This is a genomic window from Mesorhizobium sp. M1307 (assembly GCF_040318155.1).
Lineage (GTDB): Bacteria > Pseudomonadota > Alphaproteobacteria > Rhizobiales > Rhizobiaceae > Mesorhizobium.
Genome location: NZ_JAMYLR010000001.1, coordinates 81,289 through 103,813, shown reverse-complemented (window position 1 = coordinate 103,813; position 22,525 = coordinate 81,289). Strand labels below are relative to the sequence as shown.

Here is a 22,525-nt window from a genome sequence, read left to right as displayed (position 1 = left end):
TCTCTTGAAGCCCAGAAGCGCTCACCACCCTGACCTGCCTGCCGTCATCTCGCTCACCACCGACGCCTACGCGCCCTACACTGCCCTGTTCGGAGCGCCGCCGATCCCCGTCACCGAGGACTATGCGCCGCGCATAGAACGCGGCGAGGTCTGGCTTTCGGAGCAGGACGGACAGCCGGCCGGCTTGATCGTTCTCGAACGACATGCGGACCATACAATGATCTTCAGCGTCGCCGTTGCGCCCGCCTTTCAGGGCAAGGGTTTCGGCATCGGGCTGCTCGACTGGGCCGAGCAGCAGACGCGCCTGTGGAGCTTGCCTGAAATCCGACTCTACACCAATGCCAGAATGGAACGGAACGTTTCGTTGTATAAGGCCTACGGCTTTCGCGAAACGGGTCGCCGGCCCAATCCATATCGGCCAGGATGGACGGTCGTCGACATGGCGAAAGCCGTCGAGACGACCGCCATCGCGTGATCCTTTTCTGCAAACCGGGAGGACGACCATGACTCAATCAGGAACAATCCGCGCCGGCATGGGCGGCTGGACCTTCGAGCCGTGGGACACGTCCTTCTACCCGGACAAATTGTCGAAGGCCAAGCAACTGCATTATGCCAGCCGGCAGGTGCCCACTATCGAGGTCAACGGCACCTATTATTCGAGCTTCAAGGAGCCGATCTTCGTCAAATGGGCCAACGAGGCGCCGGATGGTTTCGTCTATTCGCTGAAGGGCAACCGCTTCGTCACCAACCGCCGCGTGCTCGGCGAGGCCGGGGAATCGATCATGCGCTTCCTCGGGTCGGGCGTCGCGGCACTTGGCGACAAGCTCGGGCCGATCCTGTGGCAGTTCGCGCCGACCAAGAAATTCGACCCAGACGATTTCGAGGCCTTCCTCAAGCTGTTGCCGGAAAAGCAGGACGGCGTTGCGCTGCGCCACGCGGTCGAGGTGCGCAACGACAGCTTCGTCGTGCCGGAGTTCGCCGCCTTGGCGCGAAAGCACAAGGCCGCCATCGTCTATGCCGACCACGCCAAATATCCGGGGATTGCCGACGTTACCGGCGATTTCATCTATGCGCGGCTGCAGACCGGCAGCGACGACAATCCCGATTGCTATACGCCAAAGGCGCTCGACGAATGGGCGGCGCGCGCAAAAACCTGGGCGGAAGGCAAGGTGCCGGCCGACCTATCGCGCGCCGATCCTTCAACCGACGCGCCGGTCAAGCCACGCGATGTGTTCGTCTACTTCATCACCGAGGGCAAGGTCCGCGCTCCATTCGGCGCCATCGCGCTGATGAAGCGGGTCGCAGGCTGACGCCCCGCTGTCGGTGGTCCGCCTGGCTTGGTCCTAAACTACCGGCTATGCGGCGCGTTCGTCCGGACGCCGATCAACCCTGACGATCTCGTTGAAAGCATCGAGATCGACATAGAAGACCTTGGTGATCTCCGCGATGAGTTCGTCGTGGTCATACCCCTGCGATTTCAGAATGTTGATGGCTGTCAGGATATCGACGCGCTCCGTGAGCCGTCGTTTCTGGTAGTCCTCGACATAGCGCTCCATCGTCTGGCCCTGGCTCCCAAGCACCCGAAATGTTGGACGACAACAGATCGTTGGAACGGCTTGCGCGCAAGCGTGCCGGCGCGGCCCGCGCCTTCCCCTGATCTGCCAAATTGGAACTGGTACGGAAAGCGGCCGACTCACCAAGGCCAAGCAAAATCTAGCACGCAATCTTCGGCGCGCCAGAGTTGCAAACCAATGGAATCAATAAGAATTCAGACAGTCAGGAATTTGCGGACGTCCGCCCGGTCGAGATCCTCGGCGGGGCCGGTATGGACGATCTGGCCGCGGTCCATGATATTGACCTCGTCGGCCAATTCCCGGCAGAAATCGAGATATTGTTCGACCAAAAGCACCGCAATGCCGGCCTGGTCGCGCAGATAGCGGACGGCGCGGCCGATGTCCTTGATGATCGACGGCTGGATGCCTTCGGTCGGCTCGTCGAGCACCAGCAGCTTCGGCCGCATCACCAGCGCCCTGCCGATGGCAAGCTGCTGCTGCTGGCCGCCGGAAAGATCGCCGCCGCGGCGCGCGAGCATCTGCTTCAGCACCGGAAACAATTCGAAGACGTGAGCGGGAATGTTGCGATCGGCGCGCTTCAACGGCGCAAAACCGGATTCGAGATTTTCCCGCACCGTAAGCAGCGGAAATATCTCCCTGCCCTGCGGCACGAATGCGATGCCCGACCGGGCGCGATCATACGCCGCGCTCCGGTCGAGCGCCTTCCCCTCGAAGGCAACGCTTCCGCTCGTCAGCCGGTGATGGCCGACGATCGATCTCATCAAACTGGTCTTGCCGACGCCGTTGCGGCCGAGCACGCAGGTGATCTTGCCGGCGCCGGCCTTCAGCGAGACGCCGCGCAGCGCCTGGGCAGCGCCGTAGTGCAGCGTGGCATTGGAGACTTCGAGCATGGTCAGCGCTTTCTCCAACGCGTGAAGAACGAAAGGTCGAAATGATGGAACGGAACGCGCCAGACCATGTTCATCTCCCCAGATAGACTTCGACGACGCGCTCGTCGGCCGAAACGAAGTCGAGACTGCCCTCGGAAAGCACCGAGCCTTCGTGCAGGCAGGTGACCTTGACGCCGAGCTCGCGCACGAAATGCATGTCGTGCTCGACGACAATGACAGAATGGTCGCGCGCGATGTCCCTGAGCAGCCGCGCGGTTTCCTCGGTCTCGGCGTCGGTCATGCCGGCAACCGGTTCGTCGACCAGCAGCAGCTTCGGATCCTGCGCCAGAAGCATGCCGATCTCGAGCCATTGCTTTTGGCCGTGGCTCAGATTGGCGGCGAGTTCGTCACGCTTGTCGCCAAGCCGAATGATGCCGAGGATGTCGTCGATCTGCCGCACGTCCGCGGCCGAACGACGATGGAACAATGCCGGGAAGATCGAGCGCGGGCCTTTCAGCGCCAGCATCAGATTGTCCTCGATCGTGTGGCTTTCGAAGACGGTCGGCTTCTGGAATTTACGGCCGATGCCCATCATGGCGATTTCGGCCTCGTCGTGTTTGGTTAGGTCGACCTCACCGTTGAAGAAAACCTCACCCGCGTCGGGCCGCGTCTTGCCGGTGACGATGTCCATCATCGTCGTCTTTCCTGCGCCGTTGGGGCCGATGATCGCCCGCATCTCGCCCTTGTCGAGCACCAGCGAAAGGTTGTTGATGGCGCGAAACCCGTCGAAGGAAACCGACACGCCGTCGAGATAGAGGATGGTGTTGCTCTTCGACATCAGGCCATCACTCCGCCGGCTGCGGTTCGGCGCCGGAGGCCGACCAGTCGCCCGGCCTTCTCGCCGCCGAGCGGTCGGTTTTCGGCGGCACCGGCGCATCGGGATCGATGCCGACTTCCTCGGCAACCGAGGCCGCCCGCAGCGCCTTGGCGTTGCCGCGCCAGGAATCCCACATGCCGATGATGCCCTTGGGCAGGAACAGCGTGACGGCGACAAACAGTCCGCCCAGCGCAAACAGCCAGAATTCAGGCAGCACGCCGGTGAACCAGGATTTACCGGCATTGACCAGAAGCGCGCCGATGATCGGCCCGACGATAGTGCCGCGCCCGCCGACGGCCGCCCACACCACCACCTCGATCGAATTGGACGGCTCGAATTCGCCAGGGTTGATGATGCCGACCTGCGGCACGTAAAGCGCACCGGCGATGCCGGCCATCACCGCCGACAGGGTGAATGCGAACAGTTTGACGTTCTCCGCCCGCCAGCCGAGGAAGCGTGTGCGGCTTTCGGCGTCGCGCACCGCCATCAAAAGCTTGCCGTACTTGGAACCGACGATTGCCCAGGTGACGAAGACGGCAAACGCCAGCATGACGGCGCTGGCCGCGAACAGCGCCGAGCGCGTCATGTCGGCCTGCACGTTGAAGCTCAAAATGTCCTTGAAATCAGTCAGGCCGTTATTGCCGCCGAAACCCATGTCGTTGCGGAAAAAGGCAAGCAGCAGCGCATAGGTCATCGCCTGGGTGATGATCGACAGGTAGACGCCGGTGACGCGGCTGCGGAAGGCAAACCAGCCGAAGACGAAGGCGAGCAGGCCGGGCACCGCAAGCACCATGACCGCGGCAAACCAGAAATGGTCGAAACCATACCAGAACCATGGCAATTCCTTGTAGTTAAGGAACACCATGAAATCCGGCAGCAACGGATTGCCGTAGACGCCTCGCGAGCCGATCTGGCGCATCAGATACATGCCCATCGCATAGCCGCCGAGTGCGAAGAAGGCGCCGTGGCCGAGCGAGAGGATGCCGCAATAGCCCCAGACGAGATCGAGCGCCAAGGCGAGCAGTGCATAGCAGAGGTATTTGCCGGTGAGCGCGACGATATAGGACGGCACGTAAAACGCACTTGTCGGCGAGACCGCAAGATTGAGCAGCGGCACGACGATTGCAACCGCCAGTAGGATGAAGATGGTGATGGCGACGCGGCGGTCGGCGCCGGCGGCAAAGAAGCGTCCCGTGATCATGCTTCCACCGACCTGCCCTTTAGCGCGAACAGACCGCGCGGGCGTTTCTGGATGAACAGGATGATCAGCACCAGGACGACGATCTTGCCGAGCACTGCTCCGGCATAAGGTTCGAGGAACTTGTTGACGATGCCGAGCGAGAAAGCGCCGACCAGCGTGCCCCAAAGATTGCCGACACCGCCGAAAACGACGACCATGAAGCTGTCGATGATGTAGCCGCGGCCGAGATTGGGCGAGACGTTGTCGATCTGGCTGAGCGCGACACCGGCGATGCCGGCAATGCCGGAGCCGAGTGCAAACGTTAGCGCATCGACCCAAGGCGTCCTGATGCCCATCGAGGCGGCCATGCGGCGATTGGCGGTGACGGCACGCATCTGCAGCCCCCAGGGCGTGCGTTTCATCACGTAGAGCAGCACCGCGAACACGCCGAGCGCGAATACCAGGATCCAGAGCCGGTTCCAGGTCACGGCAAGCTGGCCGATATTGAACGAGCCGGACATCCATGACGGGTTGCCTACCTCCTGGTTGGTCGGCCCGAAGATGGTGCGTACGGCCTGCTGCAGGATCAGCGACACACCCCATGTCGCCAGCAGCGTCTCCAGCGGCCGTCCATAGAGGAAGCGGATCAGCCCGCGCTCGATGACAAGGCCGACGAGCGCCGCCACCAGGAAGGCCAGCGGCAGGGCGATGACCAGCGACCAGTCGAACAGGCCGGGAAAGGAATTGCGGATAACCTCCTGCACGACGAAGGTCGTGTAGGCGCCGAGCATGACCATCTCGCCATGCGCCATGTTGATGACGCCCATGACGCCGAAGGTGATGGCCAGGCCAATCGCCGCCAGCAGCAGCACCGATCCAAGCGATATGCCATACCAGATATTCTGGCCGGCATCCCACAGCGCCAGCGTCGAATTGATGTTGGCGATCGCAGCCGTCGCCGCGTCCTTCACCGCACCTTCGGAATTGGCCTCTACCGACGTGAGCAGCGACACCGCATCGCGGTCGCTGCGCGCACCGATGAGCCCGATTGCCGCCAGTTTGTCGGCCTCCGGCCTGTCGGAAACGAGAATCGACGCGGCGCGGGCCTGTTCTAGCAGCGCCTTGACGCTTGCCACGCTCTCATTTGCGATCGCGGTGTCGAGCGGCTCGATGTTTGCCGCGTCCGGCGTCTTGAACATTGTGTCGGCGGCGGCAATGCGCACGGCCGGATCCTTGGAGCCAAGCGTCAGTGTGCCCAGCGCGTCGCGGATAACGCGGCGCAGCGTGTTGTTGACCTTGATCTTGGTGATGTCGGCCTTGGCAGCTTCGCCCGATCTTTCGCCGGTAAGCGCATCGAGCAGCTCGATGCCGTCGCCGCTCTCCTTGCCGACAAAGACCAGTGAATCGGCCTTGCGCACGTAAAGGCTGCCCTCCGCAAGCGCGGCAAGCGGCCGTTCTACGGCCGGATCGCCGGAAGCCGCAAGCTCCCGCACCACGGCTTCTATCGCCGGAAAATTGGCGGCGGTAGCGAATTTGGCGATGACCACGCGCAGATCTGCTTCGCTGGCGTTCGACGGCAGCAGCATCCCCAGGAGAAGGAGCAGCATCAGGCCAATCGCGCGGATCAGGATCATTGGTTTCTGGTGGCTCATGAAGATTGAATGTCGCCTCCGGGCAGGCTGGAGGAGGAGCCTGCCCGGAGGCTTGCGGGTCTGGGAGGACAGACCGGGAGGATCAGTTGGTTCCCTTGCCGCCGCATTTGCCGGTGGCAACGTTGAAGTTGCCGCAGGACAGAGGCGCGCGCCAATCGGAGATCAGGTCCTTGGAGTCAGGCAGATAGTCGGACCACTCGTCGCCCATCACCAGGCCGGGCGTCTGCGAAACGGTTTCGAACTGGCCGTCGGCCTGGATTTCGCCGATCAGCACCGGCTTGGTAATGTGATGGTTCGGCATCATCGTCGAATAACCGCCGGTCAGGTTCGGCACCGAGACGCCGACCATGGCGTCGATTACCTTGTCCGGATCGGTGGTGCCGGCCTTCTCGACCGCCTTCACCCACATGTTGAAGCCGATATAATGGGCTTCCATCGGGTCGTTGGTGGTGCGCTTGTCGTTCTTGATGAATTTGTGCCAGTCGGCGATGAACTTCGCGTTCTCGGGCGTGTCGACGCTCTCGAAATAGTTCCAGGCGGCGAGATGGCCGACCAGCGGCGCAGTGTCCAGACCGGCAAGCTCTTCCTCGCCGACCGAGAAGGCCATGACCGGGATGTCCTCGGCCTTGATGCCCTGGTTGCCGAGCTCCTTGTAGAACGGCACGTTGGCGTCGCCATTGACGGTCGAGACCACGGCGGTCTTCTTGCCGGCCGAGCCGAACTTCTTGATCGCCGAAACTTCGGTCTGCCAGTCGGAGAAGCCGAACGGCGTGTAGTTGACCATGATGTCTTCCGCAGCGACGCCCTTGGCCTTCAGATAGGCCTCGAGGATTTTGTTAGTGGTGCGCGGGTAGACGTAGTCGGTGCCTTCGAGAACCCAGCGCTTCACCGAACCGCCGTCCTCGCTCATCAGATAGTCGACCGCGGGAATGGCTTGCTGGTTCGGCGCCGCACCGGTGTAGAACACGTTGCGTTCGCTCTCCTCGCCCTCATACTGGACGGGATAGAAAAGGATGTTGTCGAGTTCGCTGAACACCGGCAGCACCGATTTGCGCGACACCGAGGTCCAGCAGCCGAACACCGCCGCGACCTTGTCCTTGGAGATCAGCTCGCGCGCCTTTTCGGCGAACAGCGGCCAGTTGGAAGCCGGATCGACGACCACCGCCTCGAGCGTCTTGCCGAGCAGGCCACCCTTGGCATTCTGCTCTTCGATGAGCATCAGCATGGCGTCCTTCAGCGTCGTCTCCGAGATCGCCATGGTTCCCGACAGCGAATGGAGGATGCCGACCTTGATGGTGTCGTCGGCCGCCTTGGCGGGAACGCTCATCAGCAGGCCGGCGGTGACCACGCCGGCCGAAAACATTTTTGTTATTGTCGAGAAACTGCCCCTCATACTTTTAAACTCCCAAGCTGGTTAACTGCATCGGAACAGACCATGCAACGGCTGTGCCAATCACCGGCGAAAGATCGGAGGGTTTGAGATTTCCCAGCCCTGTCAGTCGGTTAATGTATTAGCCGCAGGAGATGAACCTCGCCTGCCAGGTTTGAAATGAGAAAAGATCACTCGTATCAGCCTAAGTTTTACTCATATACAGGCAAATGCCCGAATTTTGAGCAGCATCATATGAGCACTGGCGAGGATTGCAGCGCCGCAGCGAAATGGGGCAAGTTCGAACCCTTAAACGAGCGACGCCATGGCCTTCCGAACGTCTTGCATTTTCATCACCATGCTTCTGCTGGCGACGACGACCGTAGCGCGCACCGGCTTCAGCGACGGCAAGCTGCCGGACGGCTCCTATCATTGCGAAGTCTATCTGCTGGGCATGTTCCTCAGCCTCGGCGACATTACCATCAAGGGAAACGTCTATGGCGGTCCGGTTAGCTTCGGCACCGCGCCGCAGAGTTATAACTACCAGATGGATGCAGACGGGGTGATTACCTGGCTGGGTCCGCTGGGCGGCTACACCAGCGGTGGCAACTCGATCTCGCTTACGCAAGCGACGCTGGAAAGCGGAACCACCCCGTCCTTCGACATCATCATGAAGCAGCCAGACGGCGCCTTTACCGCCTCGACCTGCACGAAGCGTTGAAAAGTACGGAACCTGGCGAGCTTCCCTACTCCGAAGTAGAAGCCGCCTAGCTCTCCGCCGCCATGTCGAGCGCCAGCCGGGTCATATCGGTGAAAAGGCCCTGGCGTTCGGAATAGTCGGTCTGCTCGCCGGTTGCCACATTGTCGACGACGGTCAGGATCGACAGCGCCCGGGCGCCGAAATCGGCCGCAATGCGGTAGAGTGCGCTGGTTTCCATATCCACGGCGAGCGCCCCCTGTGCCTGTGCTTCGGCAAAGCGTTCGCGCCCCAGCGGATGATAAAAAATGTCGCTGCAGATCGTCAGCCCGGCCCGATGGTCGATGCCGAGTTCCGCAGCCCGGGCCAACGCCTGGGCCAAAAATGCCGGATCGGGGCCGGCATCGGCACGATAGAGCCCAAAAACCTGGCCGCTCTCCGCATTTTCGCCACGCACCGATTGTGCGATCACCAGGCTGCGCAGCGCCGTCTCGGCGGTCAGGCCACCGCAGGTGCCGGTGCGGATCAACGTTTTCGCACCGTAGAAATCCAGCAGCTCGTGCACGTAGACCAGGAATGACGGGACGCCGATGCCGGTGGACTGGACGCTGACAGGCTTGCCGCGAAACAACCCGGTAAAGCCGAGCGCGCCGCGGCGGCGGTTGACGCAGCGCGGCGCTTCCAGAAAGGTCTCCGCCATCCATTCAGCGCGCTGCGGGTCGCCCGGCAGCAGCACCGTGCTTGCGTAGTCGCCTTTGCTAGCCTCGTTGTGTGGCGTCACGGCATGCTTTCCAAAACCCGTCGCCCGTTTCGCCTGCAATCATGGCAGTCTCACGACATTGCGCAAGCGGAGCGTTGGAAGCGGTCAGGATTCCAGCATGTCCTTTACGATCGTGGCCAATTGCTTGAGCGAAAACGGCTTCGGCAAGAAGCCGAAATGCGCGTCGGCCGGCAAGTTCTTGGCGAACGCGTCTTCGGCATAGCCGGACACGAAGATGAACTTGATGTCGGGCTGCCGTTTGCGCAATTCGCCAAGCAGCGTCGGGCCGTCCATTTCCGGCATCACCACGTCCGACACCACGACGTCGACCTTGCCGCCGAGCGCTTCGTAGACTTCAAGCGCCTCGACGCCCGACGACGCCTCGTGGACGGTGTAGCCGCGCGATTTCAGCGCCCGCATGCCGCCCATGCGCACGGCGTCCTCGTCCTCGACCAGCAGCACCGTGGCCGAGCCCGACAGATCCTTGGCTGAGTCGGCGATCTTGGCGGGGGCGGCCGGCACTTCTCCAGCCTCGCCCGCCTTCCTTGCCTCCGCAATGTGCCGCGGCAGGAAGATGCGGAACACGGATCCCTTGCCGACTTCGGAATCGCAGAAGATGAAGCCGCCTGTCTGCTTGATGATGCCATAGACCATGGACAGGCCGAGTCCGGTTCCCTTGCCAACCTCCTTTGTCGTGAAGAAGGGCTCGAAGATCTTTTTCAGCACATCAGGCGCGATGCCGCTGCCGCTGTCCTCGACCTCGACCAGCACATAGTCGGCCGGAGTAAGTTCGCGGTAGGAAAAGGTCTTGCACTCTCCGGCGCTGACGTTGCGGGTGCGCACCGTGAGGTCGCCGCCGGCCGGCATCGCATCGCGCGCATTGACCACCAGATTGACCACCACTTGCTCGAACTGCCCGATATCGACCCTGACCGGCCACAGGTCGCGGCCATGGTCGATCTTGAGCTTGATATCGTTGCCGACCAGCCGGGCAAGCAGCATTCTGAGATCGGCGAGCACGTCGGTCAGGTTGAGCACCTCCGGCCGCAGCGTCTGCTTGCGCGAGAAGGCCAGCAACTGCCGCACCAGCGAGGCCGCCCGGTTGGCATTCTGCTTGATGTTCATGATGTCCGGGAATGACGGATCGGACGGCCGGTGGTTGGTCAACAGCAGGTCCGAGGCCATGATGATGGCGGTCAGCACATTGTTGAAATCATGCGCGATGCCGCCGGCGAGTTGGCCGACCGCCTGCATCTTCTGGCTCTGCGCCATCTGGCCCTCGAGGGCCTTTTGCTCAGTAGTCTCCACGGCATAGACGATGGCCGATTCCTCGGCGCCCTCGCCACCGGTACCGTCTGCGACCGCGTTGACGTAGAAGCGTATGTGGCGCTCCTCATTGCCGGGCAGCACCGTATCGATCGGCTCGATGTCAGCCTGTTGCTGGCGTGCCTTTTCAAAGGCCGCGGCGAAAGCCGGCCGGTCGCGCTCGTGGATCACCGTATCCAGCCGCACACGCCGATCGACCGCGTCGCGGTCGACGACCGAGGAAAACAGCGACAGGAATGGCGCATTGGTGCGCAGGATGCGGCCGGCATGGTCGACGCCGGCTATCGCCATCGGCGTCGAGTTGAAGAACCGCGTGAAGCGTATTTCCGATGCGCGGAGGTCGGCCGAAGCGTCCTCGCCTTGCGTCCGGTTGAGCACGATGGTGCGAGTCGGGCCGTTGAGACCCTCTCGGCTGGCCGAGACACGATGCATGAAGCGCACCGGCAGCGCCTCGCCGGTCATCGTCGTCAGATCGAGGTCGATAACGGCATTGCGCGTGGTACCAGCGTCGGCCTTGACCGAACGGACCAGCGCCATGCCGTCCCCGGCGACGATCTCCGGCAGCGTGATGGCGCCGGGAGTGAAGCTGGCCAGGTCGATGCCCAGCCACTCCGCAAGAGTCGCGTTGATATAGGTGACGCGGCCTTCCTGGTCGGCCGAAAAGAAACCGGCCGGCGCATGGTCGAGGTGATCGATCGCCTTTTGGAGGTCGAGAAAGAACCGCTCCTGCTCGGCCCGTTCCCGCGAGATATCGGCAAGCTGCCAGGCAAGCATGGGCAGCCGCTGGCCGGGAACGCTGAAGGCGCGGGCCCGAACGCGGTACCAGCGCGCGCCCGGTTCGGCGCCTGGCCGAATGGACTGCGCGAGCCGAAACTCGCCGTCGCCCGGCTGGCCGTCCCGCAGGCCGGACGCCAGCCGGTATATGGTCACCGAGGCCTCGGGAACGTCTGAAAGCAAACCTTCGACGGTCTTGAGGTCGGCGGCCGACTCGGCACCCGTCATATCGGCATAGGTCCGGTTGGCGTAGATGATACGGCCTTTGGTGTCGGTGACCAGGAGACCTTGCGACATCGAATCGACGAAAGCTTTCGACAGTTCGTCGCTTGTCGAGCGCGGCGTGATGTGCACGAAGCCGATCGCAGTGGCGAATAGAAAGCCGACGCCGATCATCGCCAGCACGCCAAGCATGCCAAGCAGGAATGGATCGCCAAGGCGCTCGCGGAAAAGGCCGAAGACGATCGCTGCCCCAGTCAGGACGACGATGAAGACGATGAGCCGGGTGACCGCTCCCGGTCGCGTGTTCTGGTCGACGATAGGTACCGGATAGAAATCGCCGCGCGCTTCCTTGGCCATGTGCCCCCTGCTCGTGAATTCCGGTGTCGGTTGAATCATATTCTCAGGGTTGGGAAAAGGCCCGGCTGCAGATGTCCGCTAAAAATGACGCCGTTCGGCTCCCGGCGTTTCAAGCTGTTCACGAAGCGTGAAAGGCAACTTGCGGTGGCCTGCCGCAACAGTCTAGTGTCGCTTCTCTTCGAAAGCTGATTTTGGGGGAACCAATGCTGCAATGGCTGGATGGCGTGGCGGGTCCTGGTTATGCCGCAGCAATCCTATGGACGTTTGCAGTACTTGTCCTTCTGCTCATCATTCTTCTTATCATCAGGCTGATCCGCAGCCTGACGTTCGGGACATTCGTCGCCGGCGGCAGGAACCGCAAGACGCGGCTGGCTGTCATGGATGCCACAGCGGTCGACAGTCACCGGCGGCTGGTGCTGGTGCGCCGTGACGATATCGAGCACCTGCTCTTGATCGGTGGTCCGACCGACGTCGTCGTCGAGCGCGACATCAGGCTCTCGGCGTTGCGGCGCCCGGCATTGACCGGAGACAACGGCCACCAGCCGGCAGCAAGGTCTGCTTCGACCACAGCCGCGCCGGTGAGGCAAGCGCCACCGCAGCCGGCAAGCGTAACCGCGACCCCTGTCCAAGCCCGCCAGACGGCGACGATGCCGGCAACAATGCCGGCGCCGGCGCCGAAACCGGCATCGAACGTCACACCGTTGCCAAGTTATGGATCCGTCAACGCCAATGCCTCGCGGCATGCGCAGCCGCCGGCAAGACAGGACTCCCCGGCAAGATACGAGCCGCCGGCACAGCACGAGTCGATTGACGATGCGCTGATGAAGGAGCTGGAGGTTTCCCTCGACGAGCCACGCTTCAGCCAAACGCCGAGCAAGCCGGTGGCGAAGGCATCGCCCTCTCTCGACGACGAGATGACGAAGCTCCTCGGCGAGTTGTCCAATCAGAAAAGATAGGCCGATAGCGAACGGCCAATGAAAATGGCCGGAAAACCGGCCATTGTGAACGCTTTACCGATGCCGCTGTTTTTCCCGGCGACTCAGTCGTCGCGGTAGACCTTCTCGCGCCGCTCATGGCGCTCCTGTGCCTCGATCGACAAGGTGGCGATCGGGCGCGCGTCGAGCCGCTTCAGCGCGATCGGCTCGCCCGTCTCCTCGCAATAACCGTAAGTGCCTTCGTCAAGGCGCTGGAGGGCCGAATCGATCTTGGAGATGAGTTTTCGCTGGCGATCGCGGGCGCGAAGTTCGATGGCGCGGTCGGTTTCGGAGGAGGCGCGATCGGCGAGGTCGGGGTGGTTGGCGTTTTCCTGCTGCAGGATTTCGAGAGTTTCGCGCGCTTCGCGCAAGATGTCGTTCTTCCAGGTGACGAGCTTCATGCGAAAGTAGGATTTCTGCCGCTCGTTCATGAACGGCTCGTCTTCGGAGGGCACGTAATCGGCGGTAACGATGTCGTTCATTCGACTCACCCAACAAACCCCAAATTTGGCGCCTATATATTCGCGGACCGAAAGCTGCACAAGGTCAATCGACAACAGTTTCACGCAATTGTTAGTCTCGGACAAACCAGCATCGGCGATGCCCTTTTTGCGAAGAATACGACCGAATCCGTACATGATTCGCTATGCTTGAGGGGTGCTTGCCATTGCGCACGGAGCTCTTCTGATGGCAAATCCTGCGGCGTGCTGACGGGTTCGGTGCCCGGCACAACGGGGACCCGGTGATCAGACTTTACCTCCTGAGGCATGCGAAGGCCGGCTGGGCGCTGCCTGGCGTGGCTGACTTCGACCGCCCGCTCGATCCATCCGGCTTCGCCGATGCCGAAGCGATGGGCGTGCTGATGCGTTCGCGCAAATATGCACCGGCCCTCACCCTTTGCTCAAGCGCCAGGCGCGCCCGCCAGACGCTGGAAAGCTTGGCTGGCCATACGGACACGGGCCGGGTGCTGTTCTGTGACACCCTCTACAGCGACGATGCCGCCGCATACCTCACTGCCATCCGGCAGAATGGCGGGCTGGATGCCTTGCTCGTCATCGGCCACAATCCGATGATTGAGGATCTCGCCATGGCGCTCTCAGGCGACGGCGACGAGACCGCGCGGGCCATGCTGAACCACGGCTTCCCGACCTCCGCACTTGCGGTGGTCCGGTTCAACGGCAGACTTGCCGAGGCTGCGCCAGGCACCGGCTATCTCGAAGCCTTCCTGACGCCTGCCGATATCTGAGGCCATTTCAAAGCCGCGCATCAAAGCCTATATCGGATCCTGACCGGCCCGCGAGAACAGATTTGGCATCATCGCTGACGACTTTTACCGACGAGGCGAAGATTGCCTTGGATACGTTGTCAGGCCGCGCTGCCGGGCTTTTCGCTCCGTCACTGCGTCTTGGCGTGACCGGGCTGTCTCGCGCCGGCAAGACGGTGTTCATCTCGGCCCTTGTGCACAATCTGGTCCATGGCGGACGCTTGCCGCTGTTTGAGGCACAAAAATCGGGGCGCATCGCCCGCGCTTTTCTCGAAGAGCAGCCGGACGACGCCGTACCACGCTTCCAGTACGAGGATCACATCGCGGCTCTTGTCGACGACCGCGTCTGGCCGGATTCGACGCGTGCGATTTCCGAACTGAGGCTGACCATCGAATACGAATCGGCCTCTGGCTGGAGCCGCATGTTTTCCGCCGGCAAATTGTCGGTCGACATCGTCGATTATCCCGGCGAATGGCTGCTCGACCTGCCGCTGCTCGGCAAGTCCTACGCCGATTTTTCGCGTGAGGCCTTCGAGATGGCCGTGTTGCCGGTGCGTGTCGATCTTTCGCGGGAATGGCAGGCGCTCTCCGCCTCCGTCGACCCCAACGCCGACGCCGACGAGATGACGGCGCGCCGTCTCGCCGAGAGCTTCGCCGCCTATCTCAAGGCCTGCAAACTTGACGAGCGGGCGCTTTCGACCCTGCCGCCCGGCCGCTTCCTGATGCCCGGCGATCTTGAAGGCTCGCCCGCTCTCACCTTCGCGCCGCTGCCGAATCTGGGCGGCCGGCGCGCCCGCTCGGGATCGCTGCAGGCTATGATGGAGCGGCGCTACGAGGCTTACAAGACGCATGTCGTCAAGCCGTTCTTTCGCGAACACATCACGCGTCTCGACCGCCAGATCGTGCTCATCGACGCATTGCAGGCATTGAATGCCGGCCCCGGTGCGATGGCCGATCTGGAGCGCGCGGTCACCGAAATCCTGTCCTGTTTCCGGCCCGGCCGGGGCAACTTCCTGACCGACCTGTTTTCGAGGCGTATCGACCGCATATTGGTGGCCGCGACCAAGGCCGACCATCTGCACCACGAAAGCCACGACCGGCTGCAGGCGATCGTGCGGCGGCTAGCCGACCGAGCCGTGGCGCGGGCGAATTTCACCGGCGCCGACGTCGACGTCGTCGCTATGGCTGCCATGCGCGCGACCCGGGAAGGCACGGTCAAGCAGGGCCGCGAGACTTTGCCGGTCATTATCGGCACGCCATTGCGCGGCGAAAAAATCGATGGCAAAACCTTTGACGGAAAGACCGAAACAGCCATATTTCCCGGTGACTTGCCGGAGAAAGTTGATGCGGTGTTCGACGTTTCCGAATCGACCCGCCCGCAGAACAATGACGACCCCGCGATCCGCTTCGTGCGCTTTCGCCCGCCGAAACTCGAGCGCACCGCCGAGGGTGTGACGCTGTCGCTGCCGCATATCAGGCTCGACCGCGCGCTGCAGTTCCTGATCGGAGATCATCTCGCATGAGTGCGCCCCGCAGACCGGCGGCCTTTCGCATAGAGCCGGAGCCCCAGCAGAAGGAAGATTCGACGGCTCACCATGCTGCGTCCGAGGCCGCGCCGGCGCGAAAGCCGCGTACCGTGACGGCGGATCTTGCCGTGGTCACACCGGCGGAGATCGACGTCTTCGACGAGCCTGATATCGTCGCTGCCGAACCGCCGCCGGCGATTGCGCCGCGAAAACGTTCGCCGCTTGGCAGCCTGTTCTTCGGCGCGCTGGGCGTTCTGGTTTCGCTCGCCGTCGGCCTCTGGACCGACCAGCTGATTCGCGACCTGTTCGAGCGCGCCGAGTGGCTGGGCTGGCTGGCTGCCGCTATGGCCGCGATCGCCATCCTGGCGCTTCTGATCATCCTCGTGCGCGAATTCATGGCGATTGCCCGCCTTGCCGAGGTCGAAAAGTTGCAGAAGCGGGCGCTCGATGCGATTGCCCGTGACGATCCGAAGGCCGCCCGCGCCGTGGTCGACGAGTTGTCGGTCTTTGTCTCGGCCAAGCCTGAAACCGCGGCCGGCAGGCGCTCGCTGGCCGAATTGCGCGGCGAGATCATTGACGGCGGCAATCTGGTGCGGCTGGCCGAGACCGAGATACTCGGCCCGCTCGATGCCCGCGCCAGGGTGATGATCCTCGAAGCGGCGAAGCGCGTCTCCCTGGTGACCGCGGTCAGCCCCCGCGCGCTGGTCGACGTCGCTTATGTCGTGTTCGAAGCCGGCCGGTTGATTCGCCGGCTATCGGAGCTTTATGGCGGCCGCCCCGGCACGCTTGGCTTTTTTCGCCTGGCGCGCAGCGTTCTGGCCCATCTCGCGGTCACCGGGTCGATCGCCGTCGGCGACAGTTTCGTCCAGCAGATCGTCGGCCACGGCCTTGCCGCCCGGCTCTCGGCCAAGCTCGGCGAAGGCGTCGTCAACGGCATGATGACTGCGCGCATCGGCATTGCAGCGATGGAAACCGCAAGGCCCCTGCCCTTTTACGCGGTCAGGCGCCCCGGATTGGGCGATTTCCTCTCCGCGCTGACCTCCTTTGCAGCAAAGAAAGAAAAAGAAACATCCGCTTCCGGAACATGACTATTGCCTTGGGGTGACAAAGCATTAACCAATCTTGTCCATGGTCGGAAGCGTCCAAACCAGTCTCTTTGTTGCCGGGTGTCGTCGATGAAAAGCGTTATTCTGTCCAGCGGGCTGCCCGTGGCGCTCGCGCTTGTCGCAACCGTCGGCATTGCCGGAAAGACCTCGGCGGCGGAACCGGACAAGCAGTTCTTTCGGTCGGTCGAAGGCAAATGGGTCGGCCCCGGGGAAATCGTTGCCGGCAAATACAAGGGCACAAAGTTCACCTGCAGCTTCATCGGCTCGACGCCTGACGGCAAGGTCGGCATGTCGCTCGACGGCGGCTGCCGGGTAGGCATGTTCACCCAGCAGATGTCGGCAACGATCGAACACAAGGGCCGGCAGGGCTACAAGGGCAGCTTTATGGGCGGGGCCGCCGGCTCCGGCCTCGACATTATCGGCGGCAATGTCGTCGATGCGCACAAGGTGGTTTTCACCATCAATCGCAATCAGTTGCGCGGCGTTATGCAGGCGCTTGTCCCCGACGACAATTCAATGACGGTGACCGTTGCCGTGCGCGTCGACCAGCAGCTGGTCCCGGTCATCGGCATGAAGTTGAAGCGGGTCGATGCGGTAGAAGTTGGCTCCATCTCTCCGAACTGAGCCCCCGGCATGAAAAAAGGCGGCAGCCAAACGGCGCCGCCCTCTTTGACATGCAACTGGGCGCTCAGGCTTTGATCGCGGCAGTCACCTCGTCATAGGCCTTGCAGGCCTCGGCTGCTGTCGTGCCGCCCTGATACTTGGTTGTCACCGCCTGAAAGGGCCGCGACTTGATCGTCGCTCGCCCTTCACTGGCCGAAGCCGGGCGTCCTTAGCGCCGGATTGCTGGAACAAGCAACGCCCGGGAGCCCATTATCCTATTCAGTGCGCCTGCAATATCGCCTTCACAACGCGCCGGATTCGCACTGTTCGATCCGCCCCGTAGCCCCTATCTTGGCCGCTTGTTGCAAGAGAGCGGAACGGCAGGCATGGCGGCAGAAGCATCGAACAGCGATCTGATCCAGGTGGTGGCGCTGCTCGCCGCCGGCGTCGTTGCGGTGCCGATCTTCAGGCGCATCAGACTTGGCTCCATCCTCGGCTATTTGACGGCCGGCGTCGTGATCGGTCCGTTCGGGCTGCGCATCTTTTCCGAATCGGAAGCCATTCTTCATGTCGCCGAACTCGGCGTCGTCATGTTTCTGTTCATCATCGGGCTGGAGATGCAGCCGTCACGGCTATGGGGCATGCGCCGCGAGATTTTCGGGCTTGGCGCGCTGCAGGTCGGCGTCTGCGCGGTCCTGCTGACCGGCGTCGGGCTGGCGGGAGGTTTTCCTATCGCGCAATCCTTCGTCGCCGGCGCCGGTTTCGTGCTCACCTCGACGGCAATCGTCATGCAATTGCTGGAAGAACGCGGCGAACTGGCCACGCCCAAGGGCCAGCGCATCGTTTCGGTCCTGCTTTTGGAAGACCTGGCCATCGTGCCGCTGCTGGCGCTGATCGCCTTCCTCGCGCCGGGCGGCGCCGATATGAGCCTGTCGGATCGGTTGACGGAGGTCGGCATCGGCCTTGCCGCGATCGTCGGGCTGGTGCTTGCAGGACGCTATCTGCTCAATCCGTTCTTCCGTATCCTGGCGGATGCGCGCGCCCGTGAGGTGATGACCGCAGCCGCCCTTCTGGTCGTGCTTGGGTCGGCGCTCGCCATGCAGCTTTCCGGCCTGTCGATGGCCATGGGCGCCTTCCTGGCCGGCGTGCTTTTGTCGGAATCGACCTTCCGCCATCAGCTGGAGGCCGACATCGAACCATTCCGCGGCATTCTGCTCGGACTGTTCTTCCTCGCCGTCGGCATGTCGCTCGACCTGCATGTGGTCGTCGTCAACTGGCAGCTCATTGCCATCTATGTCGTCGCCTACATGATGATGAAGGCGATCGGCATCTATATCGTCGCCCGCATTCTCAAAACCGGCCACCGGGAAGCGCTCGAGCGCGCGGTCTTCATGGCGCAAGGCGGCGAATTCGCCTTCGTCCTCTATTCCGCAGCGGCGGCTGTCGGTATCATCGATAGCCAGGCCAATGCGATGCTGACCGCCATCGTCATCATTTCCATGGTGCTGACGCCCTTAGCGATCATAGCATTGCGGTATCTGACGCCACGCGACGAGCAGTCGCTTGAAGGCGTCGATGTCGCCGAAGGCCTGACCGGCAGCGTGCTGATCATCGGCTTTGGCCGGTTCGGCCAGATCGCCAGCCAGCCGCTTTTGTTGCGCGGGATTGATGTGTCGATCATCGACAATGAGGTCGAGATGATCCAGGCGGCGGCCGATTTCGGCTTCAAGGTCTATTACGGCGACGGCACGCGGCTGGACATCCTGCGTGCCGCGGGAGCCGGGCGCGCACGCGCCGTGCTGATCTGCGTTGACAAGCCCGATGCCGCCGTGCGCATCGCCGAGCTCATCAAGGCGGAGTTTCCGTTGCTGACAGTGCTGGCGCGGGCTTTCGACCGCGGCACGGCGTTGCAGCTCATTCGTGCCGGCGTCGACTATCAGCTCCGCGAGACGTTCGAATCGGCGCTTGTCTTCGGCGGCTCGACACTGGAAGCTCTCGGCGTCGATCCGGAAGAGGTCGCCGAAGTAGTCGAGGACGTCCGCCGCCGCGATGCTGCCCGTTTCGAACTTCAACAGGCAGAAGGCATCCGCGCCGGGCGGCGCTTCCTCAAAGGCAATATCGGCACCCCCATCCCGACGCCGCTCAGCACGCCACGGCGCGTGGGCCAGGCGCTCAACGAGGAGACCGCCGGCGTGCTGCAGAAATCCGAACCGGCCGATTAAACGTTGGAAAGACGCGAATGATGAACGAACTGGACGACCGCGCTGTCTCCATCACCAGATTCTGGCGCGACGCCGGGGAGGACGCGTGGTTCGAGAAGAACGACGCCTTTGATGCCGACTTCCGCACCCGGTTTCTCGATCTGCACTTTGCCGCCGCCCGCCGCGAATGCGACGGCTGGTCCGAACACGCCGAAGGGTCGCTGGCACTGATGATCCTGCTCGACCAGTTTCCGCGAAACTGCTTTCGCGCCACCGGCCACATGTACGCCACGGACCCGCTGGCGCGGCATTTCGCCGGGAAAGCGATCGCTGCCGGCCATGACTTGGCACTCGACGAAGAGCTCCGCGTTTTTCTCTATCTGCCCTATGAGCATTCGGAGGACCTCGCCGATCAGCTCAAATCGGTAGAGCTTACCGCCGCCAAAGCCCCGATCTATCTGAAATATGCGATCGAGCATCGCGACATCATCCAGCGCTTCGGCCGCTTTCCGCATCGAAACAGGATGCTTGGCCGCGAGACGACACCGGACGAACAAATGTTCCTCGACGGAGGTGGGTTCTCCGGCTGATTTCAGGCACCGATGGCGGCAGCGTCAGGTTTTCCACCAATCCCGGCCTGACGGCAGCCGTTCAATGCCCGATGTGTCGACGGCGGCCAGCCGCTCCGATACGCTCTTGCCGTCGACCACAAGCTCCGGCGCAATTTCTGCCAGCGGCGCCAGCACGAAGGCGCGCTCCAGCATGCGCGGATGCGGCACCTCCAGTCCGGTCTCGTGGATGATGCGGTCGCCGAACACCAGAATGTCGATATCGATCAGGCGTGGACCCCAGCGCTCCTCGCGCACCCGCTTCAGTTTTCGCTCGGCGTCGAGGCAAAGGTCGAGCAAAGCCCGTGGCGCGAGCGCGGTCGAGATTTCGGCCGCAGCATTGAGGAAATCCGGCTGATCGAGCTTGCCCCAGGGCGGCGTGCGGTAGAGCGACGAAACGGCAACGACGCGCGTTCTCTCGTTGGCATCCAGAATGCCCAGTGCCGCAGCCATCGACGTCGCCGGATCACCGAGATTGCCGCCAAGGCTGAGATAGACGGTGTTGTTGTTGTTACTATTCTGGCCAGACAACGGTCACCTCGACATGATCGAGCACACCCGGCACCGGGGCGTTCGGCTTGCGCACGGTGATCTCGGCCTTTTTGATCTGCGGAAACCGCGCCGTCAGCGCCCTCGCCACTTCGAGCGCCAGCGCTTCGATCAGAAAGCGCCGTTCGCCGGTAATGATCTTCTCGATGACCGCAAAGGCGATGCCGTAATTGACGGTGTCCTCGATGGAATCCTCGACCAGCGCCCGCCCGGGATCCACCGTGAGTGCCGCATCGACATAAAAGCGCTGGCCGAGCGTCTCTTCTTCGTCCAGCACACCGTGCCGGGCAAAGAAGGCGCAGTTCTTCATGCGGATGACATACATTGGCTCAGCTTTCCCCGATCTCACGTGCCAGCATAGCATCGGCGATGGCCAGCGCATCCACGTTGATTGCGACATCGTGGACGCGAAAGAGATGCGCGCCTTTGAGCCTCAGGATGACGCTGGTGGCCGCGGTCCCGGCGCCTCTTGCGGCTGCGTCGCGGCCGGTGACTGTGCCGATAAAGCGCTTTCGCGATGTGCCGGCCATCAGTGGAAAACCCAGCGCATGAAGTTCGGAAAACCGTGCCATCAGGTCAAGATTTTCCGCGGCCGTCTCCTTGGCGAAGCCGAAGCCCGGATCGAGCACGATATGATCGTCGGCAACACCGCTCCGCCGCGCGATTTCCAGCGACTTCCTGAGGAAGAAGAGCTGATCGGCAATCACGTCGGGCAGTTTCTGCCGGTCCCGTCCCGTGTGCATGACGACAAGGCCAGCGCCGGTTTCGGCCGCGACGCGGGCAATGCCCGGTTCGCGCTGCAGGCCCCAGACGTCATTGACGATATGCGCGCCGGCTTGGACGGCAAGCCGGGCCGTATCCTCGCGATAGGTATCGACCGAGATCAGCGTTCCGCCAGACGTCGCGAGCGCCTCGATGACCGGCAATATGCGAGCCTGCTCTTCCTTTGCGGAGACCGCAGACGCCCCGGGACGTGTCGATTCTCCGCCGATGTCGATGACGGAGGCCCCCTCCTCGACCATGCGGCGCGCCTGGGCCACTGCTTTTTCCGGCGCATCGAACAGGCCGCCGTCGGAAAAACTGTCCGGCGTGATGTTGAGGATGCCGACGATCACGGCCTTGCCGTCAAGGTCGAGATGGCGTCCGTGCGCCAACTGCCATCGCCCTGTCATCATTGCCCATCAACCATGTTCGATCCCGCGGCGTGGCGGGGGATCAATTCCGTTGCGCCGAGGACGGCGGTAAAGCAAGGTGGGGAAAGAGGCAACACGATGAAACGATCCCTCCTTTGCGCCCTGATGCTCGCTCTGACCGCATTCCCGGCCGGCGCTGCAACTCTCGTCAAGACATATAGTTATTTCCCGATCGGCGGCAGGACGCTCGACGACATCGAGACCCAGCTGTCGAAACTCGGGCCTCAGGTGAAAAGCACCGGGTCGCGGCATCCGGGAGCTACCCAGATGGCGTTCACCACCCGCGTCAGCTATGCGCAAAAGCCGGGCTCGTGCTGGATTGCCGACGCTGTCGTCACCGTCAAGGTCAAGGTCATCCTTCCTGAGTGGCGCCGCCCGCGCAAAGCCGATGCCGGCGTCAGGCTGTTCTGGGATACGTTGTCCGCCGACATCAAGCGCCATGAGGAACGCCACGTCGAGATTGCCAAGAACCACGGCCGCGAACTAGAAGACGCCTTGAAGGCGAGCTACCCGGAAAAGACCTGCGAACTGGCAAAGGCCCAAGCCGCAAAAATCACTGCGGCCATGCTTGCCAAACACGACCAGGACCAGATGCGCTTCGATCGCGTCGAAAGCGCCAATTTCCAAAGCCGCATCCTGCGGCTTTTGCACTATCGCATCGAGCGCATTGAGAACGGCCGGCTCGCTCCCGGCTGAACTCCGCGTCGTCGGACAAAGCCAATTTTGCCGAAACATAGTGCCAGCTTCGGAAAACTTTCGAGCCGCTGTCGAAATCGGCCTATAGCGAACGACATATGCCAGGTTCGCAGGGATCAGCCTCCGGCAAACGCCAATCGGCGTACTA

23 protein-coding genes are annotated in these 22,525 nt (G+C 62.5%); 11 read left to right on the top strand and 12 right to left on the bottom strand.

The features are described 5' to 3' along the window. Positions 1-4 precede the first annotated feature (4 nt). Complete coding sequence (locus tag NKH16_RS00450; RefSeq protein WP_502894864.1) at positions 5-475, top strand: GNAT family N-acetyltransferase; 471 nt, start codon at positions 5-7, stop codon at positions 473-475. Between the two features lie 28 nt (positions 476-503). Continuing rightward, entirely contained in the window at positions 504-1,310 is an 807-nt protein-coding gene (locus tag NKH16_RS00445; protein WP_352742627.1) for a DUF72 domain-containing protein, read from the top strand. Positions 1,311-1,355: 45 nt separating this feature from the next. Here NKH16_RS00445 and NKH16_RS00440 read toward each other — a convergent pair whose 3' ends face one another. From NKH16_RS00440 to urtA, 6 genes are all read right to left on the bottom strand, one after another. Continuing rightward, complete coding sequence (locus NKH16_RS00440) at positions 1,356-1,556, bottom strand: hypothetical protein (protein ID WP_023674857.1); 201 nt, start codon at positions 1,554-1,556, stop codon at positions 1,356-1,358. A 212-nt stretch (positions 1,557-1,768) separates the two neighbouring features. Beyond that, complete coding sequence (gene urtE, locus NKH16_RS00435) at positions 1,769-2,464, bottom strand: urea ABC transporter ATP-binding subunit UrtE (RefSeq protein ID WP_023674856.1); 696 nt, start codon at positions 2,462-2,464, stop codon at positions 1,769-1,771. A 70-nt stretch (positions 2,465-2,534) separates the two neighbouring features. Continuing rightward, on the bottom strand, positions 2,535-3,281 hold the full coding sequence (gene urtD / locus NKH16_RS00430) for an urea ABC transporter ATP-binding protein UrtD (protein ID WP_023674855.1): 747 nt from the start codon (positions 3,279-3,281) through the stop codon (positions 2,535-2,537). A 7-nt stretch (positions 3,282-3,288) separates the two neighbouring features. Continuing rightward, the gene (gene urtC / locus NKH16_RS00425; RefSeq protein ID WP_352742625.1) at positions 3,289-4,521 is read right to left on the bottom strand and encodes an urea ABC transporter permease subunit UrtC; all 1,233 of its coding nucleotides are present in this window, start codon (positions 4,519-4,521) and stop codon (positions 3,289-3,291) included. Beyond that, positions 4,518-6,134 carry an urea ABC transporter permease subunit UrtB gene (gene urtB / locus NKH16_RS00420; protein ID WP_352742799.1) on the bottom strand — a complete coding sequence of 539 codons (1,617 nt, stop codon included), beginning with the start codon at positions 6,132-6,134 and terminating at the stop codon, positions 4,518-4,520. The genes urtC and urtB overlap by 4 nt, the downstream gene beginning before the upstream one ends. A gap of 100 nt (positions 6,135-6,234) precedes the next feature. Continuing rightward, entirely contained in the window at positions 6,235-7,545 is a 1,311-nt protein-coding gene (gene urtA / locus NKH16_RS00415; RefSeq protein ID WP_352742623.1) for an urea ABC transporter substrate-binding protein, read from the bottom strand. Positions 7,546-7,846: 301 nt separating this feature from the next. Between urtA and NKH16_RS00410 the strand changes: the two genes are divergently transcribed. After that, positions 7,847-8,242 (top strand): hypothetical protein, encoded by a 396-nt coding sequence (locus tag NKH16_RS00410; RefSeq protein ID WP_352742621.1) that lies wholly within the window; start codon positions 7,847-7,849, stop codon positions 8,240-8,242. A 46-nt stretch (positions 8,243-8,288) separates the two neighbouring features. Here NKH16_RS00410 and NKH16_RS00405 read toward each other — a convergent pair whose 3' ends face one another. Together NKH16_RS00405 and cckA are read right to left on the bottom strand one after the other, a co-directional pair. Next, positions 8,289-8,999, bottom strand: a complete 711-nt coding sequence (locus NKH16_RS00405) for a purine-nucleoside phosphorylase (RefSeq protein WP_352742619.1) — start codon at positions 8,997-8,999, stop codon at positions 8,289-8,291. An 84-nt stretch (positions 9,000-9,083) separates the two neighbouring features. Then, a complete protein-coding gene (cckA, locus tag NKH16_RS00400; protein WP_352742617.1) occupies positions 9,084-11,657 on the bottom strand; it encodes a cell cycle histidine kinase CckA in 2,574 nt (857 codons plus the stop codon). A 203-nt stretch (positions 11,658-11,860) separates the two neighbouring features. Between cckA and NKH16_RS00395 the strand changes: the two genes are divergently transcribed. Then, the gene (locus NKH16_RS00395; RefSeq protein WP_352742615.1) at positions 11,861-12,613 is read left to right on the top strand and encodes a hypothetical protein; all 753 of its coding nucleotides are present in this window, start codon (positions 11,861-11,863) and stop codon (positions 12,611-12,613) included. Positions 12,614-12,696: 83 nt separating this feature from the next. Here the strand turns inward: NKH16_RS00395 and dksA are convergent, their stop codons facing one another. Next, on the bottom strand, positions 12,697-13,113 hold the full coding sequence (dksA, locus tag NKH16_RS00390; RefSeq protein WP_023674847.1) for an RNA polymerase-binding protein DksA: 417 nt from the start codon (positions 13,111-13,113) through the stop codon (positions 12,697-12,699). Between the two features lie 260 nt (positions 13,114-13,373). Here dksA and NKH16_RS00385 point away from each other — a divergent pair, with 260 nt between their 5' ends. The 6 genes from NKH16_RS00385 (at position 13,374) to NKH16_RS00360 (ending at position 19,921) form a co-directional block, all read left to right on the top strand. Further along, positions 13,374-13,877: a SixA phosphatase family protein gene (locus NKH16_RS00385; protein ID WP_352448743.1), complete on the top strand. Its 504-nt coding sequence runs from the start codon at positions 13,374-13,376 to the stop codon at positions 13,875-13,877. Between the two features lie 62 nt (positions 13,878-13,939). Further along, a complete protein-coding gene (locus NKH16_RS00380; protein ID WP_352705766.1) occupies positions 13,940-15,418 on the top strand; it encodes a YcjX family GTP-binding protein in 1,479 nt (492 codons plus the stop codon). Beyond that, complete coding sequence (locus NKH16_RS00375; RefSeq protein WP_352448741.1) at positions 15,415-16,509, top strand: YcjF family protein; 1,095 nt, start codon at positions 15,415-15,417, stop codon at positions 16,507-16,509. The genes NKH16_RS00380 and NKH16_RS00375 overlap by 4 nt, the downstream gene beginning before the upstream one ends. 87 nt (positions 16,510-16,596) lie before the next feature. Beyond that, positions 16,597-17,151 (top strand): hypothetical protein, encoded by a 555-nt coding sequence (locus NKH16_RS00370; protein ID WP_352742610.1) that lies wholly within the window; start codon positions 16,597-16,599, stop codon positions 17,149-17,151. 365 nt (positions 17,152-17,516) lie between these two features. Further along, complete coding sequence (locus NKH16_RS00365) at positions 17,517-19,352, top strand: monovalent cation:proton antiporter-2 (CPA2) family protein (protein WP_352875320.1); 1,836 nt, start codon at positions 17,517-17,519, stop codon at positions 19,350-19,352. A 20-nt stretch (positions 19,353-19,372) separates the two neighbouring features. Beyond that, positions 19,373-19,921 (top strand): DUF924 family protein, encoded by a 549-nt coding sequence (locus NKH16_RS00360; protein ID WP_352471797.1) that lies wholly within the window; start codon positions 19,373-19,375, stop codon positions 19,919-19,921. 24 nt (positions 19,922-19,945) lie between these two features. Here NKH16_RS00360 and folK read toward each other — a convergent pair whose 3' ends face one another. From folK to folP, 3 genes are read right to left on the bottom strand one after another with little or no spacing between them, the layout of a single operon-like run. Then, the gene (gene folK / locus NKH16_RS00355) at positions 19,946-20,470 is read right to left on the bottom strand and encodes a 2-amino-4-hydroxy-6-hydroxymethyldihydropteridine diphosphokinase (protein ID WP_352448737.1); all 525 of its coding nucleotides are present in this window, start codon (positions 20,468-20,470) and stop codon (positions 19,946-19,948) included. Beyond that, positions 20,454-20,813 carry a dihydroneopterin aldolase gene (folB, locus tag NKH16_RS00350; protein ID WP_023674838.1) on the bottom strand — a complete coding sequence of 120 codons (360 nt, stop codon included), beginning with the start codon at positions 20,811-20,813 and terminating at the stop codon, positions 20,454-20,456. Before folB ends, folK begins: the two co-directional genes overlap by 17 nt. 4 nt (positions 20,814-20,817) lie before the next feature. Continuing rightward, positions 20,818-21,663 carry a dihydropteroate synthase gene (gene folP, locus NKH16_RS00345; protein WP_352448736.1) on the bottom strand — a complete coding sequence of 282 codons (846 nt, stop codon included), beginning with the start codon at positions 21,661-21,663 and terminating at the stop codon, positions 20,818-20,820. Between the two features lie 96 nt (positions 21,664-21,759). Here folP and NKH16_RS00340 point away from each other — a divergent pair, with 96 nt between their 5' ends. Then, positions 21,760-22,377: a DUF922 domain-containing Zn-dependent protease gene (locus tag NKH16_RS00340; RefSeq protein WP_352742606.1), complete on the top strand. Its 618-nt coding sequence runs from the start codon at positions 21,760-21,762 to the stop codon at positions 22,375-22,377. Positions 22,378-22,525: the final 148 nt, after the last annotated feature.

Bases quoted from the DNA above. Each gene is read 5' to 3' on its own strand.
- NKH16_RS00365 (WP_352875320.1), top strand. From the start codon at position 17,517: ATGGCGGCAGAAGCATCGAACAGCGATCTGATCCAGGTGGTGGCGCTG.
- urtA (WP_352742623.1), bottom strand. From the start codon at position 7,545: ATGAGGGGCAGTTTCTCGACAATAACAAAAATGTTTTCGGCCGGCGTG.
- NKH16_RS00375 (WP_352448741.1), top strand. From the start codon at position 15,415: ATGAGTGCGCCCCGCAGACCGGCGGCCTTTCGCATAGAGCCGGAGCCC.
- NKH16_RS00395 (WP_352742615.1), top strand. From the start codon at position 11,861: ATGCTGCAATGGCTGGATGGCGTGGCGGGTCCTGGTTATGCCGCAGCA.
- NKH16_RS00360 (WP_352471797.1), top strand. From the start codon at position 19,373: ATGAACGAACTGGACGACCGCGCTGTCTCCATCACCAGATTCTGGCGC.
- folB (WP_023674838.1), bottom strand. From the start codon at position 20,813: ATGTATGTCATCCGCATGAAGAACTGCGCCTTCTTTGCCCGGCACGGT.
- NKH16_RS00440 (WP_023674857.1), bottom strand. From the start codon at position 1,556: ATGGAGCGCTATGTCGAGGACTACCAGAAACGACGGCTCACGGAGCGC.
- NKH16_RS00370 (WP_352742610.1), top strand. From the start codon at position 16,597: ATGAAAAGCGTTATTCTGTCCAGCGGGCTGCCCGTGGCGCTCGCGCTT.
- NKH16_RS00445 (WP_352742627.1), top strand. From the start codon at position 504: ATGACTCAATCAGGAACAATCCGCGCCGGCATGGGCGGCTGGACCTTC.
- urtE (WP_023674856.1), bottom strand. From the start codon at position 2,464: ATGCTCGAAGTCTCCAATGCCACGCTGCACTACGGCGCTGCCCAGGCG.
- urtB (WP_352742799.1), bottom strand. From the start codon at position 6,134: ATGATCCTGATCCGCGCGATTGGCCTGATGCTGCTCCTTCTCCTGGGG.
- NKH16_RS00410 (WP_352742621.1), top strand. From the start codon at position 7,847: ATGGCCTTCCGAACGTCTTGCATTTTCATCACCATGCTTCTGCTGGCG.
- urtC (WP_352742625.1), bottom strand. From the start codon at position 4,521: ATGATCACGGGACGCTTCTTTGCCGCCGGCGCCGACCGCCGCGTCGCC.
- NKH16_RS00340 (WP_352742606.1), top strand. From the start codon at position 21,760: ATGAAACGATCCCTCCTTTGCGCCCTGATGCTCGCTCTGACCGCATTC.
- urtD (WP_023674855.1), bottom strand. From the start codon at position 3,281: ATGTCGAAGAGCAACACCATCCTCTATCTCGACGGCGTGTCGGTTTCC.
- folP (WP_352448736.1), bottom strand. From the start codon at position 21,663: ATGATGACAGGGCGATGGCAGTTGGCGCACGGACGCCATCTCGACCTT.
- cckA (WP_352742617.1), bottom strand. From the start codon at position 11,657: ATGGCCAAGGAAGCGCGCGGCGATTTCTATCCGGTACCTATCGTCGAC.
- dksA (WP_023674847.1), bottom strand. From the start codon at position 13,113: ATGAACGACATCGTTACCGCCGATTACGTGCCCTCCGAAGACGAGCCG.